Origin of the sequence: Cupriavidus sp. OV096, assembly GCF_900115455.1 — a bacterium.
Classification (GTDB): Bacteria; Pseudomonadota; Gammaproteobacteria; order Burkholderiales; family Burkholderiaceae; genus Cupriavidus.
The window spans coordinates 337,982-353,166 of sequence record NZ_FOWM01000003.1; the positions used below are offsets into that span (position 1 = coordinate 337,982).

Annotated in this window: 16 protein-coding genes; 11 read left to right on the forward strand and 5 right to left on the reverse strand. The window is 66.4% G+C overall.

Translation table 11 applies throughout. The features are described from left to right. The gene (locus tag BM115_RS08880; protein WP_255370745.1) at window positions 1-1,215 is read left to right on the forward strand and encodes an MFS transporter; all 1,215 of its coding nucleotides are present in this window, start codon (window positions 1-3) and stop codon (window positions 1,213-1,215) included. A gap of 24 nt (window positions 1,216-1,239) precedes the next feature. Here the strand turns inward: BM115_RS08880 and BM115_RS08885 are convergent, their stop codons facing one another. Together BM115_RS08885 and BM115_RS08890 are read right to left on the reverse strand one after the other, a co-directional pair. Beyond that, complete coding sequence (locus BM115_RS08885) at window positions 1,240-2,343, reverse strand: NAD(P)/FAD-dependent oxidoreductase (RefSeq protein WP_092292768.1); 1,104 nt, start codon at window positions 2,341-2,343, stop codon at window positions 1,240-1,242. A 52-nt stretch (window positions 2,344-2,395) separates the two neighbouring features. Next, on the reverse strand, window positions 2,396-3,097 hold the full coding sequence (locus BM115_RS08890; protein WP_092292770.1) for a FadR/GntR family transcriptional regulator: 702 nt from the start codon (window positions 3,095-3,097) through the stop codon (window positions 2,396-2,398). Window positions 3,098-3,287: 190 nt separating this feature from the next. Here BM115_RS08890 and BM115_RS08895 point away from each other — a divergent pair, with 190 nt between their 5' ends. Beyond that, on the forward strand, window positions 3,288-4,220 hold the full coding sequence (locus BM115_RS08895; protein ID WP_092292772.1) for a flagellar brake protein: 933 nt from the start codon (window positions 3,288-3,290) through the stop codon (window positions 4,218-4,220). 77 nt (window positions 4,221-4,297) lie between these two features. Here the strand turns inward: BM115_RS08895 and BM115_RS08900 are convergent, their stop codons facing one another. Further along, the gene (locus BM115_RS08900) at window positions 4,298-5,977 is read right to left on the reverse strand and encodes an electron transfer flavoprotein-ubiquinone oxidoreductase (RefSeq protein ID WP_092292774.1); all 1,680 of its coding nucleotides are present in this window, start codon (window positions 5,975-5,977) and stop codon (window positions 4,298-4,300) included. 311 nt (window positions 5,978-6,288) lie between these two features. On the opposite strand from BM115_RS08900, the gene BM115_RS08905 reads away from it, so the two are divergent. The 5 genes from BM115_RS08905 (at window position 6,289) to BM115_RS08925 (ending at window position 10,723) form a co-directional block, all read left to right on the forward strand. Continuing rightward, a complete protein-coding gene (locus tag BM115_RS08905; protein WP_092293307.1) occupies window positions 6,289-7,074 on the forward strand; it encodes an SDR family oxidoreductase in 786 nt (261 codons plus the stop codon). A gap of 267 nt (window positions 7,075-7,341) precedes the next feature. Then, window positions 7,342-7,935 carry a TRAP transporter small permease gene (locus tag BM115_RS08910; RefSeq protein WP_092292776.1) on the forward strand — a complete coding sequence of 198 codons (594 nt, stop codon included), beginning with the start codon at window positions 7,342-7,344 and terminating at the stop codon, window positions 7,933-7,935. Continuing rightward, window positions 7,932-9,236: a TRAP transporter large permease gene (locus BM115_RS08915; RefSeq protein ID WP_092292778.1), complete on the forward strand. Its 1,305-nt coding sequence runs from the start codon at window positions 7,932-7,934 to the stop codon at window positions 9,234-9,236. The genes BM115_RS08910 and BM115_RS08915 overlap by 4 nt, the downstream gene beginning before the upstream one ends. Window positions 9,237-9,273: 37 nt before the next feature. Next, complete coding sequence (locus tag BM115_RS08920; protein ID WP_092292780.1) at window positions 9,274-10,302, forward strand: DctP family TRAP transporter solute-binding subunit; 1,029 nt, start codon at window positions 9,274-9,276, stop codon at window positions 10,300-10,302. Between the two features lie 22 nt (window positions 10,303-10,324). Next, window positions 10,325-10,723, forward strand: coding sequence for an acyl-CoA thioesterase (locus tag BM115_RS08925; RefSeq protein WP_092292782.1), 399 nt, complete (start codon window positions 10,325-10,327; stop codon window positions 10,721-10,723). A gap of 22 nt (window positions 10,724-10,745) precedes the next feature. Here the strand turns inward: BM115_RS08925 and BM115_RS08930 are convergent, their stop codons facing one another. Continuing rightward, on the reverse strand, window positions 10,746-11,291 hold the full coding sequence (locus BM115_RS08930) for a PAS and helix-turn-helix domain-containing protein (RefSeq protein WP_092292783.1): 546 nt from the start codon (window positions 11,289-11,291) through the stop codon (window positions 10,746-10,748). A gap of 211 nt (window positions 11,292-11,502) precedes the next feature. Here BM115_RS08930 and BM115_RS08935 point away from each other — a divergent pair, with 211 nt between their 5' ends. Continuing rightward, a complete protein-coding gene (locus BM115_RS08935; RefSeq protein ID WP_092292785.1) occupies window positions 11,503-12,201 on the forward strand; it encodes a CoA transferase subunit A in 699 nt (232 codons plus the stop codon). Window positions 12,202-12,212: 11 nt separating this feature from the next. Beyond that, window positions 12,213-12,851: a CoA transferase subunit B gene (locus tag BM115_RS08940; RefSeq protein ID WP_092292787.1), complete on the forward strand. Its 639-nt coding sequence runs from the start codon at window positions 12,213-12,215 to the stop codon at window positions 12,849-12,851. An 86-nt stretch (window positions 12,852-12,937) separates the two neighbouring features. On the opposite strand, the gene BM115_RS08945 is transcribed toward BM115_RS08940, so the two are convergent. Next, on the reverse strand, window positions 12,938-13,714 hold the full coding sequence (locus BM115_RS08945; RefSeq protein WP_092292789.1) for a 3-hydroxybutyrate dehydrogenase: 777 nt from the start codon (window positions 13,712-13,714) through the stop codon (window positions 12,938-12,940). Window positions 13,715-13,887: 173 nt separating this feature from the next. Between BM115_RS08945 and BM115_RS08950 the strand changes: the two genes are divergently transcribed. Together BM115_RS08950 and BM115_RS08955 are read left to right on the forward strand one after the other, a co-directional pair. Next, complete coding sequence (locus BM115_RS08950) at window positions 13,888-14,769, forward strand: alpha/beta fold hydrolase (protein ID WP_092292791.1); 882 nt, start codon at window positions 13,888-13,890, stop codon at window positions 14,767-14,769. A 39-nt stretch (window positions 14,770-14,808) separates the two neighbouring features. Continuing rightward, window positions 14,809-15,171, forward strand: a complete 363-nt coding sequence (locus BM115_RS08955; RefSeq protein ID WP_092292793.1) for a RidA family protein — start codon at window positions 14,809-14,811, stop codon at window positions 15,169-15,171. The last annotated feature ends 14 nt before the right edge of the window (window positions 15,172-15,185 follow it).

Sequence of the window (15,185 nt, forward strand, 5' to 3'; positions counted from 1 at the left end):
TTGGGCCGCGCCCCGGCTGACGCCGCCCCGGAGCGCGCCTTCGTGCCGGGTTCGATCGACCCGGCCACCTATTTCCGCTTTGGGCTGTTCTATCTCGGCTACTACGCCTATGTAGGCGTCATCTCGCCGTACGTCAGCCTGTTCTTCTCGGACCGTGGCTTCTCGCCGGTGCAGATCGGCGTGCTGATGGCGTGCTTCCAGTTGAGCCGCATCGTCGGCCCCTACCTCTGGGGCTGGCTGTCCGATGTCCTCCATACGCGCGTGCGCCTGCTGCGGCTGGCCGCTGTGTCAGCGCTCCTGGCCTTCCTGATGGTGCCCGGCGTGCACAGCTATGGCGGCATGATGGCGATGATGATCGGGCTCAACCTGATCACCAGCGCGATGTCGCCGCTGGGCGATGCGCTGACCATTTCCACGCTGCGCCGTCATGGCGCCTTCGACCACCGCTACGGCCGCGTGCGGATGTTCGGCTCGGTCGGGTTCATCGGCGCGGTGCTGGCTGGCGGCGCGTTGTTCGAGCACTTCGGCATGGTCGCTTTCCCGTGGCTCGCCAGCGCTACGCTGGCGCTGTTCGCCATTGTGGTCATGGGCATGCGCGACGCGCCCGACGAGGGCCCCCGTGTGCGACCGCCGCCCGCGCTGCCTCTGCTGCGGCGGCCGGATGTGGCGTGGTTCCTTGCCTCGGCCTTCCTGATGATGTTCGCGCACGCAGCGCTCTACGTCTTCTATTCGCTCTATCTGGAGCAGCTGGGCTACAGCAAGCTCGCCATCGGCGCGATGTGGACCATCGGCGTGGTCGCGGAGATCGTGTTCTTCTTCTACCAGGGCCGGCTGTTCGCGCGGCTGGCGCTGCGGACGATCCTGGCCGGCACCTTCGTGCTGGCGGCGATTCGCTTCGGCATGACCGGCTACTTCGGTCAGTATGTGTGGCTGATGGCCGTCGTGCAGGTGCTCCACGCCGCGACCTTCGCCGCGCACCACAGCGCCAGCCTCAAGCGGCTCCAGCACTGGTTCGCCGGCCCGCTGCAGGGGCGGGGGCAGGCGCTCTACACCGGCATATCGTATGGCGTGGGCGGCACATTGGGCGGATTGGCGATGGGCTGGACCTGGAAGACGCTGACGCCATCGCACACCTTCGGGCTGGCCGCAGCGGCGGCGTTGGCCGGGGCCTGCTGCGCCGCGCTGAGTTTTCGCGGCGAGCGGGCGCCAGCCTGAGCCGGCCCGCGTCCGCCCGAACTTTCAGGCCAGCAACTGCGTGACCCGCTCGGCAATCGCCATCGACGAGGTCAGCCCCGGTGATTCGATCCCGAACAGGTTCACCAGTCCCGGCACACCATGCGTGGCCGGGCCGTCGATGCGGAAATCGGCCGCCACCTCGGTCGGGCCGCTGATTTTCGGGCGAATGCCGGCGTAGCCCGGTTGCAGCGCGCCATCGGCCAGCCCGGGCCAGTAGCGGCGCACCTCGTCATAGAAACTGTCGGCATCGTGCGGCGGCACGCTGTATTCGATCTCGTCGATCCAGCGCACATTGGGGCCAAAGCGCGCCTGCCCGCCCAGATCCAGCGTCAGGTGCACGCCCAGCCCGGCCGCCTCCGGCACGGGATAGATCAGCCGCGAGAACGGCGCGCGTCCTGCCAGCGTGAAGTAGCAGCCCTTGGCGTAGTACTGCTGCGGGATGTGTTCGGCCGGGATGCCGTCGATGCGTCGCGCCAGGTCCGGCGCGGTCAGGCCGGCCGAATTGATCACGGTGCGTGCTAGCAGCGTGGTCGCGCCGTCCTCCGCTTCTACCTCCAGCCGGATACCTTCAGCCGTCACCGCGCCCGTGCGGACCGATGACTGCACGGCCAGCATCGCGCCGGCGTTCTCGGCATCGCCCAGCAGCGCGGTCATCAGGCCATGGCTGTCGATGATGCCGGTGGAGGGCGAGAGCAGCGCGGCATGGCATTCGAGCTGAGGCTCCAGCGCGCGCGCCGCGTCGCGGCTCAGCAGTTGCATGTCGTGCACGCCGTTGGCCTCGGCCTTGGCGCGGATGCCCTCGAGCGTGGCCACCTGCGCGGCGCTCGTCGCCACGATCAGCTTGCCGCAGCGCTGGTGCGGCACGTGGTGGGAGGCGCAGTAGTCGTACAGCATCGCCTTGCCGCGCACGCACAGTTCCGCCTTGAGCGAGCCTTTCGGATAGTAGATGCCGGCATGGATCACCTCGCTGTTGCGCGCGCTGGTGATGGTGCCGAACGCGTTTTCGGCCTCGAGGATGATGACTTCGCGGCCCTGCAGCGCCAGCGCGCGGGCCACGGCCAGCCCGACCACGCCAGCGCCGATCACGACGCAATCTACTTGTTCCATCTGGGGCTCTCCTTGGTGTCTTGTCTCGGAATGTCTTGGAAATCTTCGAATTTCAGGCCAAGCCCATGCGGGCGGCAGCGGCCGTCAGGTGCGCACGGGCCGCGGCGCGCGCGGCGGCCGGGTCGCCGGCGGCGATGGCTTCGACCAGCGCGGCATGCTCGGCATCGGCGGCACGCGGCGTGCCCTGGGTGGCGGTAAGCCTCGCGCTGTTCTCCCACGCATGCTGGCGCGCCACGAGCAACTGCTGGCTCACGAAATCGGTCAGGCCGGTGAAGCAGGGATTGTGCGTGGCGTGGGCGATGGCGTGATGGAAGGCGATGTCAGCCGCCGCTGCGCTCGGGAAATCGGTGGCATGGGCGGCCATCGCGGCCAGCGCGCCCCGGATGGCGGCGAGGTCGGCAGCGGTGCGGCGCATGGCCGCCATCTCGGCGCAGGCGGTCTCCACCACGCGGCGCAGCTCGAACAACTGCGCCAGTGTCGGACCCCCATCAGGCTGGCTCGCCACGCGCCAGACCTGGCCGCCCGGCGTTTCGGATACATAGGCGCCGGAGCCCTTGCGCGTGACGACTACGCCATCTGCCTTCAACAGCGCGATGGCCTCGCGGACGATGGGCCGGCTCACTTCGAAGTTATCGGCCAGCGCCGATTCGGCGGGCAGGCGCGCGCCAGCGGCGAAGCGGCCGGCGGCGATGTCATCGCGCAGCGTCTGGGCGAGGCGACTGGCAAGCGAGGCGGGGCGGGACAGGGGGTCCATTGGAATGGGGGGTGGGCGTAGAAGGTGTCAGGCTGTCTGACAGCTTTCATCGATCCGGCCGATTCTGGCGGGTCCGCCGCCCAGCGTCAAGCCGGGTTTGCGCGAGTTTTACACTTTCTGCCCCGGAGGAGGGGTCAAGCTTGGCGGCCGGCGGTCGATAGTGACTGATTACATCGTGGAGACTCAGGCCATGATCCAACTTTCTCCGCAAGACCTGCCCGTCGGCCAGCCATTGCCCTGGTCGCTACATGACGGCGAAGGCAACCTCGTGCTCGGCAGCGGCAGCGTTATTCCGGACGCGCGTGACCTTGCGCTCGTCTTCCGCCACGGCACGGTCTGCCGTCCCGACGACATGCCGGAAGCCGGCAACGAAGCCGATGGCACCGGCCTGGCACGGCTCGCCGCCGGCCCGCTCGGATTGCAGGTGGGCACGCTGCTGCATGTGAAGACGCCCGGCGACGCCTCGCGCGCCGCCGCCAGCCGCCTGATCGGCTTCATCGATCAGGGCCTGTTCGTGACCTGGCCGACGCTTGGCGGCCGGGATCTGGCCGTGCAGGCCGGCGAGACCGTGCTGCTGCGCGGCTTCTCGGGGCAGGCGATCCACAGTTTCACGTCAACGATCACGGCCGTGTGCCGCAGCCCGTTCCGCTACCTGGTGCTGTCCGCGCCGGCGCAGACCGAGCAGATGCCGGTGCGCAGCGCCGCGCGCGTGCCGACACGGCTGGCCGCGTATCTGGTGGAAAACGGCGTGGGGGAGGTGGGTGCGCCGTCGATGGAAGTCGCACCGGACTTGGTCGATACCGATGTGGATACCCATGTCGCCAGCGGCCTGGCGCGGCTTGGCCTGCTGTCCGATCTGAGCACCGGTGGAGCGCTGGTGCAGACCTCGCACCCGGCGCCGCCGGTGGGCCGCAAGGTGCGTTTGAGCTTCCAGCTGCGTACGGCGTCGCTCGACGCCGAAGTCATTGTCGATGGCTGGGTGCGCAGCGCGCCGTCCGCATCGGAGGATGACGAGTTTCCGGCATTTGGCGTCGCCTTCGACGCGCTGGGCGAACGCGAGCTGACCTTGCTCCAGTGCTTCATCTATGAGCAGTTGCTGACCAGCACCCGATTGCAGGTCTGACTGCCGATCGAGCATAAAAAAAGCCGGCCACTGGCCGGCTTTTTTCGCTCAGGCGCGCATTCGCTGCGCGCCCTGGCTTACATCCCCACGTAGTTCGGGCCGCCGGGGCCTTCCGGCGTGACCCACACGATGTTCTGCGTCGGGTCCTTGATGTCGCAGGTCTTGCAGTGCACGCAGTTCTGCGCGTTGATCTGCAGGCGCTCCTTGCCTTCATCGTTCTGCACGAACTCGTACACGCCAGCCGGGCAGTAGCGGCTTTCGGGGCCGGCGTACTTTTCCCAGTTGATGTCCACCGGCACGCTCGGGTCCTTGAGCGTCAGGTGGGCCGGCTGGTTTTCCTCGTGGTTCGTGTTGCTGATGAACACCGAGGACAGGCGGTCAAACGTGAGCTTGCCGTCCGGCTTCGGATACTCGATCTTCGGGCAGTCGGCGGCCGGCTTCAGGTAGACGTGGTCCGGCTTCTCGCGGTGGATGGTCCAGGGCGGGTTGCGGATGCCGAGCTTCGGCAGCAGCCATTGCTCGATGCCGGTCATCAGCGTGGCCGTGGTGCGGCCCTTCTTGAACCACTGCTTGAAGTTCTTGGCCTGCAGCAGTTCCTTGTGGAGCCAGCTGGCTTCGAACGCGGCCGGGTAGGCGGTCAGCTCGTCGTGCTGGCGGCCGGCCTGGAGTGCGTCGTAGGCGGCATCGGCGGCCATCATGCCGGTCTTGATCGCGGCGTGGCTGCCCTTGATGCGCGAGGCGTTCAGGTAGCCCGCGTCGCAACCGACCAGCGCGCCGCCCGGGAACACCGTCTTCGGCAGCGACAGCAGGCCGCCGGCCGTGATGGCGCGCGCGCCGTAGCCGATGCGCTTGCCGCCTTCGAAATATTTGCGGATCTCCGGGTGCGTCTTGAAGCGCTGGAATTCCTCGAACGGCGACAGCCACGGGTTGGTGTAGTCGAGACCGACCACGAAGCCCACGGCCACCTTGTTGTCCTCCATGTGATAGAGGAAGGAGCCGCCGTAGGTGGCGGGGTCGAGCGGCCAGCCGGCCGTGTGGATCACCAGGCCCGGCTGGTGCTTGGCCGGATCGATTTCCCAGAGTTCCTTCAGGCCGATACCGTAGCTCTGCGGATCCTTGCCCGCATCGAGCTGGTACTTGGCGATCAGCTGCTTGCCGAGGTGGCCGCGCGCACCTTCGGCGAAGATCGTGTACTTGGCGTGCAGCTCCATGCCGAGCTGGAAGTTCTCGGTCGGCTCGCCTTCCTTGTTGATGCCGAGGTTGCCGGTGGCCACGCCCTTGACCGAGCCGTCATCGTTATAGAGGACTTCGGCGGCCGGGAAGCCCGGGAAGATCTCCACGCCCAGCGACTCGGCCTGCTGGCCGAGCCAGCGCACGAAGTTCGACAGGCTGACGATGTAGTTGCCTTCGTTATGGAAGCACTCGGGCAGCAGCGGAGCGCCCTTGGAGCCGGTGTCGTTGAGGAACAGGAACTTGTCCTCGGTGACGGGCTGGTTCAGCGGTGCGCCCAGTTCCTTCCAGTTCGGGAACAGCTCGTTGAGCGCGCGCGGGTCCATGATGGCGCCCGAGAGAATGTGCGCGCCCGGCTCGGAGCCTTTCTCCAGCACGCATACGTTGACGTCGCCGCCTTTTTCCGCCGCCAGCTGCTTCAGGCGGATGGCTGTGGCCAGACCGCCAGGACCGCCGCCGACGATGACGACGTCGTACTCCATGGCTTCGCGTGGGCCGAATTGCTCCAGGAGCTGTTGCTGATCCATTGTCTCTAACCCTCTGTTTCTTCTGGGCGGCAATACTGCCGCGAGCTTGCAGCCCGTGGTCCGGCGATGCGGCGGGGGAGCTGCGGTTGTGGAGATCTGTGAGGGCCCCGGTGAGGATCTAGGCGTTTTTCCTCTTTCCCTTTAGGGGCCAAGTTCTTAGAATCTCCGGCATTGTCCGGGACTCGACACCCTCAGGCAAGATATTTTTTGGAACGACCGTTCTTTTTTTTGGTATGCTGCCTTTCGCCCAGCAGATGGGGGCTGGCGGCACGCATCGGGCCCCGGCCGGATGCCTCCACACCGAGGTAATTATGGGTTTGTCGATCAATCTGGAAGGCAAGGTCGCGCTGGTGACCGGTGCCTCGAGCGGGCTGGGCACGCGCTTCGCCAATGTTCTGGCCTCCGCTGGCGCCAAGGTGGTACTGGCCTCGCGCCGTACCGAGCGACTCAAGGAGTTGCGTGCCTCGATCGAGGCCGATGGTGGCAGTGCCCACGTGGTGCGGCTCGACGTGACCGACCCGGACAGCATCCGCGCCGCTGTGGCGCATGCCGAGACCGAGGCGGGCGCCATCGATATCCTCGTCAATAATTCGGGCGTCTCCACCACGCAGAAGCTCACCGACGTGACGGCCGAGGACTTCGATTTCGTCTTCGATACCAACACGCGCGGCGCGTTCTTCGTGGCCCAGGAAGTGGCCAAGCGCATGATCGCGCGGGCCAAGGGCGCCGAGAAACAGGGCAATCCGCTGCCGCAGGCGCGCATCGTCAATATCGCGTCGGTGGCTGGGCTGAAGGTGCTGTCGCAGATCGGCGTGTACTGCATGAGCAAGGCCGCCGTGGTCCATATGACCAAGGCGATGGCGCTGGAATGGGCGCGCCATGGCATCAACACCAATGCGATCTGCCCCGGCTACATCGACACCGCCATCAACCATCATCACTGGGAAAGCGATGCGGGCCAGAAGCTGATCCAGATGCTGCCGCGCAAGCGGCTGGGCCAGCCCGAGGACCTCGACGGCCTGCTGTTGCTGCTGGCGTCCGATGCCTCGCGCTTCATCAACGGGGCGGTGGTCACGGCGGACGACGGCATGGTCTGAGCAGGATCTGAAGCAAGCCTTCAACGACAGGAATTGCCGAATACCGCACAATCCTGATGCCGGCCCCGCAACGCGCCACAAGCGCGGCGGGGCGGGCGCGTGGCCGAGCAGGGCTTATCCGGTCCCCTGCGCGTCTAAAGTTGTGCCGCGAGAGGCCAGAGTTGGCATAATCGCCGCTGGTTTCGAATGAAGTCCTTACATAAATAATCAGAAATATGCCGTAGTGGCCGCAATGGCCCGAGCGGCCCGGACCGGAGGCCGGGGGAGATGGTGCAAGACAATGAGGCACGGCGCGACGCCGTGCCGCAACACGTCGTGGATTCGGTGATCATTCCCGAAGCCGCCGACGAAGCCCGCGACACTGAATTCCGCATTTCGCCGCGCATCGAGGACTGGATTGGTGTGATCGTCATGGTGCTGCTGGTGGCCATCACGTTCGCCAACGTGGTGGTCCGCTACTTCACCGACGAATCCTTCGCCTGGACCGAGGAGTTCTCGGTCTTCCTGATGATCGTGCTGGCGCTGGTGGCCGGCAGCGCCGCCGTGGCGCGCGACCGCAATATCCGCATCGAGTTCTTCTTCGAACGGGGCAGCGCTGCGCGGCAGAAGCGGCTGGCCATCGTCTCCGCGCTGGGCGTGGCGGTGATGTTCCTGGCGCTGGCGGTGCTCGGCGTGCGGATTACCTGGGACGAATACGCGTTCGGCGAGACCTCGCCCGGCATTGGCGTGCCGAGCTGGTGGTACTCGATCTGGCTCCCGCTGTTTTCCGTGGCGATCGTGCTGCGCGCGCTGGCGCTGGCCTGGCGCAATGTCCGTGCGCTGCGGGCGCTGAGCGAGCAGGGCGGGGAGGGCGTGCAATGACGCTCGTCGCCATTACCCTGTTCGTGGTCTTTATCGGCCTGATGCTGCTGGGCGTGCCGATCGGCGTGTCGTTGGGGCTGGGCGGGTTGGTTGCCATCGGCCTGTCCAACCTCGATACGCAGATGTTCGGCCTGCTGGCCGTGCCGCAGAACTTCTACGCCGGCCTGGCCAAATATCCGCTGCTGGCGATTCCGATGTTCGTGCTGGTGGGGTCGATCTTCGACCGCTCCGGCGTGGCGGCGCGGCTGGTCACCTTCGCGATTGCGGTCGTGGGACGTGGCCCGGGCATGCTGCCGCTGGTGGCGATTCTCGTGGCGATGTTCCTCGGCGGCATCTCGGGCTCCGGTCCCGCCAACGCGGCGGCCGTGGGTGGCGTGATGATCGCGGCGATGTCGCGCGCGGGCTATCCGCCGGCGTACAGCGCGTCCGTGGTGGGCGCGGCGGCGGCTACCGACATCCTGATCCCGCCATCCGTCGCCTTCATTATCTATAGCGTGCTGGTGCCGGGCGCCTCGGTGCCGGCGCTGTTCGCGGCGGGCCTGATCCCCGGCGTGCTGGCTGGCGTGGCGCTGATCGTGCCGGCCGTGTGGCTGGCGCGCAAGCACAATATGGGGCAGATCGAGGCCGCGCTGCCGCGTCCGCCGTTCTGGAAGAGCCTGCGCGAGGCGGCGTGGGGCCTGGTAGCGCCGTTCCTGATCCTCGGCGGCATGCGTGCCGGCTGGTTCACCCCGACCGAGGCCGCCGTGGTGGCCGTGGTCTACGGGCTGTTCGTCGGCATGGTGATCTACCGCAGCATCGGCCTGCGCGACCTGTTCGTGATCTTCCAGGAAGCGGCCGAGACCTCGGCGGTGATCCTGCTCGTGGTGGCGCTGGCCGGCATCTTCGCCTACGCGCTGTCCACGCTCGGCGTGATCGACCCGCTGGCCCATGCCATCGCCAATTCCGGTTTGGGCGAATACGGCGTGCTGGCGCTGATCGTGCTGCTGCTGATGACGGTGGGCATGTTCCTGGATGGCATCTCGATTTTCCTGATCTTCGTGCCGCTGCTGCTGCCGATCTCGAATGCCTTCCACTGGAACCCGGTGTGGTTCGGGGTGGTGCTGACGCTCAAGGTGGCGCTGGGCCAGTTCACCCCGCCGCTGGCCGTGAACCTGATGGTGTCGTGCCGGATCGCCCGCGTGCGCATGGAGGAAACCGTGCCCTGGGTGATCTGGATGCTGCTGGCCATGTTCATCGCCATGCTGATGGTGCTGGCCTATCCGCCGCTGGCCACGTGGCTGCCCGACTACCTGGGCTATTGATCGAAATCAAACTAGAAACTGACGAGGAGATTCCCGCATGAAACGCCGTGCCCTGATGTTGTCCGTAGCCGCCACGATTGCCGCCGCCGCCCTGGCGCCGGCCGGTGCAATGGCCCAGAGCTACAAGTCCGAGTACAAGATGTCGCTGGTGCTGGGCCCCGCGTTCCCGTGGGGCAAGGGCGGCGAGATCTGGGCTGACCTGGTGCGCCAGCGCACCAGCGGCCGCATCAATATCAAGCTGTATCCGGGCACGTCGCTGGTGGCCGGCGACCAGACGCGCGAGTTCTCCGCCATCCGCCAGGGCGTAATCGACATGGCCGTGGGCTCCACGATCAATTGGTCGCCGCAGGTGAAGGAGCTGAACCTGTTCTCGCTGCCGTTCCTGATGCCCGACTACAAGGCGCTGGACGCGCTGACGCAGGGCGAAGTCGGCAAGTCGATGTTCGCCACGCTGGAAAAGGCCGGCGTGGTGCCGCTGGCCTGGGGCGAGAACGGCTTCCGCGAGGTGTCCAACTCGAAGCGCGAAATCCGCAAGCCGGAAGACCTCAAGGGCCTGAAGCTGCGCGTGGTGGGCTCGCCGCTGTACATCGAGACCTTCAACGCGCTGGGCGCCAACCCCACGCAGATGAGCTGGGCCGATGCGCAGCCGGCGATGGCCTCGGGCGCAGTGGACGGCCAGGAGAACCCGCAAAGCGTGTTCGCCGCCGCCAAGCTGTACACGGTGGGCCAGAAGTACGTGACCACCTGGGGCTACGTGGCCGATCCGCTGATCTTCGTGGTCAACAAGCAGATCTGGGAATCGTGGACCCCGGCTGACCGCGAAATCGTGAAGCAGGCCGCCATCGACGCCGGCAAGCAGGAAATCGCGCTGGCCCGCAAGGGCCTGGTGGAATCCGGCGCGCCGGCGTGGAAGGAGATGGAGCAGCACGGCGTGAAGGTGACGCAGCTGAGCCCGGCCGAGCACGACGCGTTCCGCAAGGCCACGGTCAAGGTCTACGACAAGTGGAAGAAGCAGATTGGCTCGGACCTCGTCGCCAAGGCGGAAACGGCGATTTCCAAGCGATAAACGATAGCGTCCGGGATTTGCGATGAAACACGTCTTCACCTACGTCATGCCCATCCGCTGGGGCGACATGGACGCCATGGGCCATGTCAACAACACGGTCTACTTCCAGTACCTGGAGCAGGCGCGGATCGAATGGTTCCGGTCGATTGGCCGGAACGGCAAGGATGAGAACGGCCAGGGGCCGGTCATCATCAACGCGCACATGACGTTTTTGAAGCAGTTGCGATTCCCGGGCGACATCGAGCTGCGCGTCTATGCGGGCCAGGTTGGCCGCACGAGCTTCGAGACGCGTATCGAGATCCGCCGCACGGACCTGCCCGACGTGATCTGGGCCGAGGGCGGCGCCAAGGTGGTGTGGAGCGATTACGCGGCGGAGAAGTCCGTGCCGGTGCCCGAGGTCATCCGGGCGCTGATCGCCTGATCCGGCGGGGGTGCAACGCCCCCTAGTGATTCACCAGCCGCTGCACCAGGTCCACCGCCGTGTGCGCGCCGTACTTCTTCATCAGCCGTGCGCGGTAGATGTCCACCGTGCGCGGGCTGATCGACAGCAGCTTGCCGATTTCCTTGCTGGTCTTGCCGTCCACCAGCTGCGCGGCGATGTCCCGCTCGCGCGCGGTCAGATCGGCCGTGACCGGCCGCTTCTGCGACAAATCCTCGAAGGTCCAGATCCCCGCCCCCAGCGGCTCGTGCCGATCCAGCGCGCGGCCGGTGACATGGCACCAGAACAGTTCCCCGTCGGCCCGCTTCATGATCCGTTCGTCCGAATACATGCCCTTGGTGTTCATGATCGGCACGATGCGGGCGCCGGTGCGCTCGAACTCGTCGGCGGTGGGGTAGAGCACCTGGAAGGACTCGCCCACCAGCGCGTCGCGCGTGGTGTGGAAGATCCGGCAGACCTCGTCGTTACAGTCCTCGATCACGCGCGCGCGGGACAGCACCAGCCCCACCGGGGCGAGCTGGAAAGCGGTCTGGTAGTCGATGGGGGGCATTGTCCCTTATGTACTTTTACGTAATGGCGCTGCCGGCACCCGTTGACGTATGCTTGCGGTCGGCAGCGGACGCCAGCCAGTCACCCGGCTGACAGCCGATTGTACCGTTACAATTTCCCGGCGTGGCGCATGGCGCCCGTGGGACCAAAATGCCGAGGGACCGCCCCCATCCGGGGAGAATCCCCGCCGGACTACCGAGGAAGGAGCAAACATGAACAAGGTCTACGCCAGTGCCGCGGAGGCGCTCGCGGGCGTCGTGCGCGACGGCCAGACGATCGCCGTGGGCGGTTTCGGCCTGTGCGGCATCCCCGAGGCGCTGATCGGCGCCCTGCGCGACAGCGGCGCCAAGCAACTCACTTGCATCTCGAACAACGCCGGCGTGGACGGCTTCGGCCTGGGCCTGCTGCTGGCCACGCGCCAGATCAGCAAGATGATCTCGTCGTACGTGGGCGAGAACAAGGAGTTCGAGCGCCAGTACCTGGCCGGCGAACTCGAGCTGGAATTCACGCCGCAGGGCACCCTGGCCGAGAAGCTGCGCGCCGGCGGCGCCGGCATCCCCGCCTTCTTCACCAAGACCGGCGTGGGCACCATCGTGGCCGACGGCAAGGAAATCCGCGAATTCGACGGCCAGCAGTACGTCATGGAGCGTTCGCTGACCGCCGACGTGGCTCTGGTCAAGGCCTACAAGGCCGACAAGGCCGGCAACCTGGTCTTCCGCCGCACCGCGCGCAACTTCAACCCGATGTGCGCGATGGCCGGCAAGATCACCGTGGCCGAGGTCGAGGAAATCGTCGAAGTGGGCGAGATCGATCCGGACGACGTGCACCTCGCGGGCATCTTCGTGCAGCGCCTGGTGCTGAACGCCACCCCCGAGAAACGCATCGAACAGCGCACCGTGCGTGCCAAGTAAGGAGAGACATCATGGCATGGACACGTGACGAAATGGCCGCGCGCGCGGCCCGCGAACTCCAGGACGGGTTCTACGTGAACCTCGGCATCGGCCTGCCGACGCTGGTGGCCAACCACGTGCCGGAAGGCATGGAGGTCTGGCTCCAGTCCGAGAACGGCCTGCTCGGTATCGGCCCGTTCCCGACCGAGGACGAAGTGGACGCCGACATGATCAACGCCGGCAAGCAGACCGTGACGACGCTGGCGGGCTCGTCGATCTTCTCGTCGGCGGACTCGTTCGCGATGATCCGCGGCGGCCACATCAACCTGGCCATCCTCGGCGCGATGCAGGTGAGCCAGCACGGCGACCTGGCCAACTGGATGATCCCGGGCAAGATGGTCAAGGGCATGGGTGGCGCGATGGACCTCGTGGCCGGCGTCGGCCGCGTGGTGGTCCTGATGGAACACACCGCCAAGAAGAAGGACGGCACCGAGGACATCAAGATCATGGCCGACTGCAACCTGCCGCTGACCGGCGTGGGCGTGGTCAACCGCATCATCACCGACCTCGGCGTGATCGACGTGACCTCCGATGGCCTGAAGCTCGTGGAAACGGCGCCCGGCGTCAGCCGCGAGGAAATCCAGGCGAAGACGGGCGCGACGCTGCTGTAAGCGAATCACTTGCCGCAAAAACAAAAACCCCCGCCAGCGCAAGCCGGCGGGGGTTTTTGTGTCTTGGGGCGGGGGCCGGGTCGGCCTTACTGCGCCACCCAGCCGCCATCCATGTTCCAGATCGCGCCGCGCACCTGGCGGGCGGCCTCGCTGGAGAGGAACACGGCCAGCGCGCCCAGTTCCTCCGGCGTTACGAACTGGCCGGACGGCTGCTTTTCGATCACCAGTTCGCGCTTGGCCTGCTCGATCGGAATGCCCTCGCGCTCCGCGCGCGCTTCCACCTGTTTCTGGACCAGCGGCGTCAGCACCCAGCCCGGGCAGATCGCGTTGGCCGTCACGCCGGTCTGCGCGGTTTCCAGCGCTGTAACCTTGGTGAAACCGACGATGCCGTGCTTGGCGGCCACATAGGCGGACTTTTCCGCCGACGCCACCAGCCCGTGCGTGGAAGCCACGTTGATGATCCGCCCCCAGTTCTTGGCCTTCATCGACGGCAGCGCGAGCCGCGTCGTGTGGAAGGCCGAGGTCAGGTTGATGGCGATGATTGCGTCCCACTTGTCCGTCGGAAATTCTTCAATTTTCGCGACAAACTGGATGCCCGCGTTGTTGACGAGGATGTCCACGCCGCCGAAGTCGCGCTCGGCGTAGCGCATCATGTCCTCGATCTCGGCCGCCTTGCTCATGTCCGCGCCGTGGTAGCCCACCTGGATGCCGCTGCCCGCGCGCGCGATCTCCGCCTTTGCGCCGTCCGCGTCACCAAAACCGTTGGCGATGATGTTGGCGCCCTGCGCCGCCAGTGCCTGCGCGATGCCGAGTCCGATCCCACTGGTCGAGCCAGTCACCAGTGCCGTCTTGCCTTTGAGCATGTAAGCCTCCGTCGGGAGTAGGGGGGTGATGTGCTGTGGCATTGTACTCGCAGGGCGTACAATCCTGCTTTGCCCAAACGCCCGGAATCTTCCGGAGCGGGGTCGTAATTTGCTGAGAATTGCGGCCAGCATTTGCCCCCGAAACGTAGTCCCCACTCTCGCAGGGAGTTCAGATGTCTTCCAGCCCGCGCCTCGGCTTCGTTCAGTGCATCAGTCCCGCCGGCCTGCATCGCATGGCCTATCACGAGTGGGGCGACCCGGCCAATCCGCGCGTGCTGATGTGCGTGCATGGACTGACCCGCACCGGGCGCGACTTCGATACCGTGGCGCGCGCGCTGTCTGGCGACTATCGCGTGATCTGCCCCGATGTGGCGGGACGCGGGCGCTCCGAATGGCTGGCCGATCCGCGCCGCTACATCGTGCCGCAATATGTCTCGGACATGGTCACGCTGATCGCCCGGCTCAACGTGGAGCAGGTGGACTGGTTCGGCACGTCGATGGGCGGGCTGATCGGCATGGGGCTGGCGAGCCTGCCCAAGTCGCCGATCCGCAAGCTGCTGCTCAATGACGTCGGCCCCCGGCTGGCCCCGCAGGCGGTGGAGCGCATCGGCGCCTACCTCGGGCTGCCGGTGCGGTTCAAGACCTTCGAGGAAGGGCTGGCTTATCTCCAGACCATCAGCGCCTCGTTCGGCCGCCACACGCCCGAGCAGTGGCGCGAGCTGAACGGCGCGATCCTGAAGCCGGTGCAGGCCGCAGAGGGCATGGAATGGGGTTTGCATTACGATCCCGCGCTGGCGGTGCCGTTCAAGGAGACCACGCCGGAGATGGTGCTGGCCGGCGAGGCCGCGCTCTGGATGATGTTCGAGGCCATCCAGGGCCCGACGCTGGTGGTGCGCGGCGCGCAGTCCGACCTCCTGCTGCGCGAGACCATGGCCGAGATGCAGGCACGTGGCAAACAGGTTTCCACGGTGGAAGTCCCCGATGTGGGGCATGCGCCGACATTTATCGATCCGGCCCAGGTAGCCATCGCCCGGGACTTCTTCCTGGGCACGTGAGGCCGAGCCGGATCCTATCCCGAACTTAATGGAATTGCGATGAGTACCAATGCCCTGAAGCGCGCCCATGTGGGCGCGCGCCTCTCCGAGTACGCGGTCTACAACGGCGTGGTCTATCTGGCTGGCCAGGTGCCGGAAGTGGACCCCAAGGCGGACCTGCGCGGCCAGACGCGCGAGGTGCTGGGCCATATCGACCGCCTGCTGGCCGAGGCCGGCAGCGACAAGACGCGCATCCTGTCGTGCCAGATCTTCCTGACCGACGTGACCCGCATCGGCGAGATGAACGAGGTCTGGGACGCCTGGGTGCCGCAGGGCAACACGCCGCCCCGCGCCACCGTCGAGGCGAAGTTGGGCAACCCCGACTACCTGATCGAAGTGGTGGTGACGGCTGCCCTGAATTGATGGTGGATGGTTTG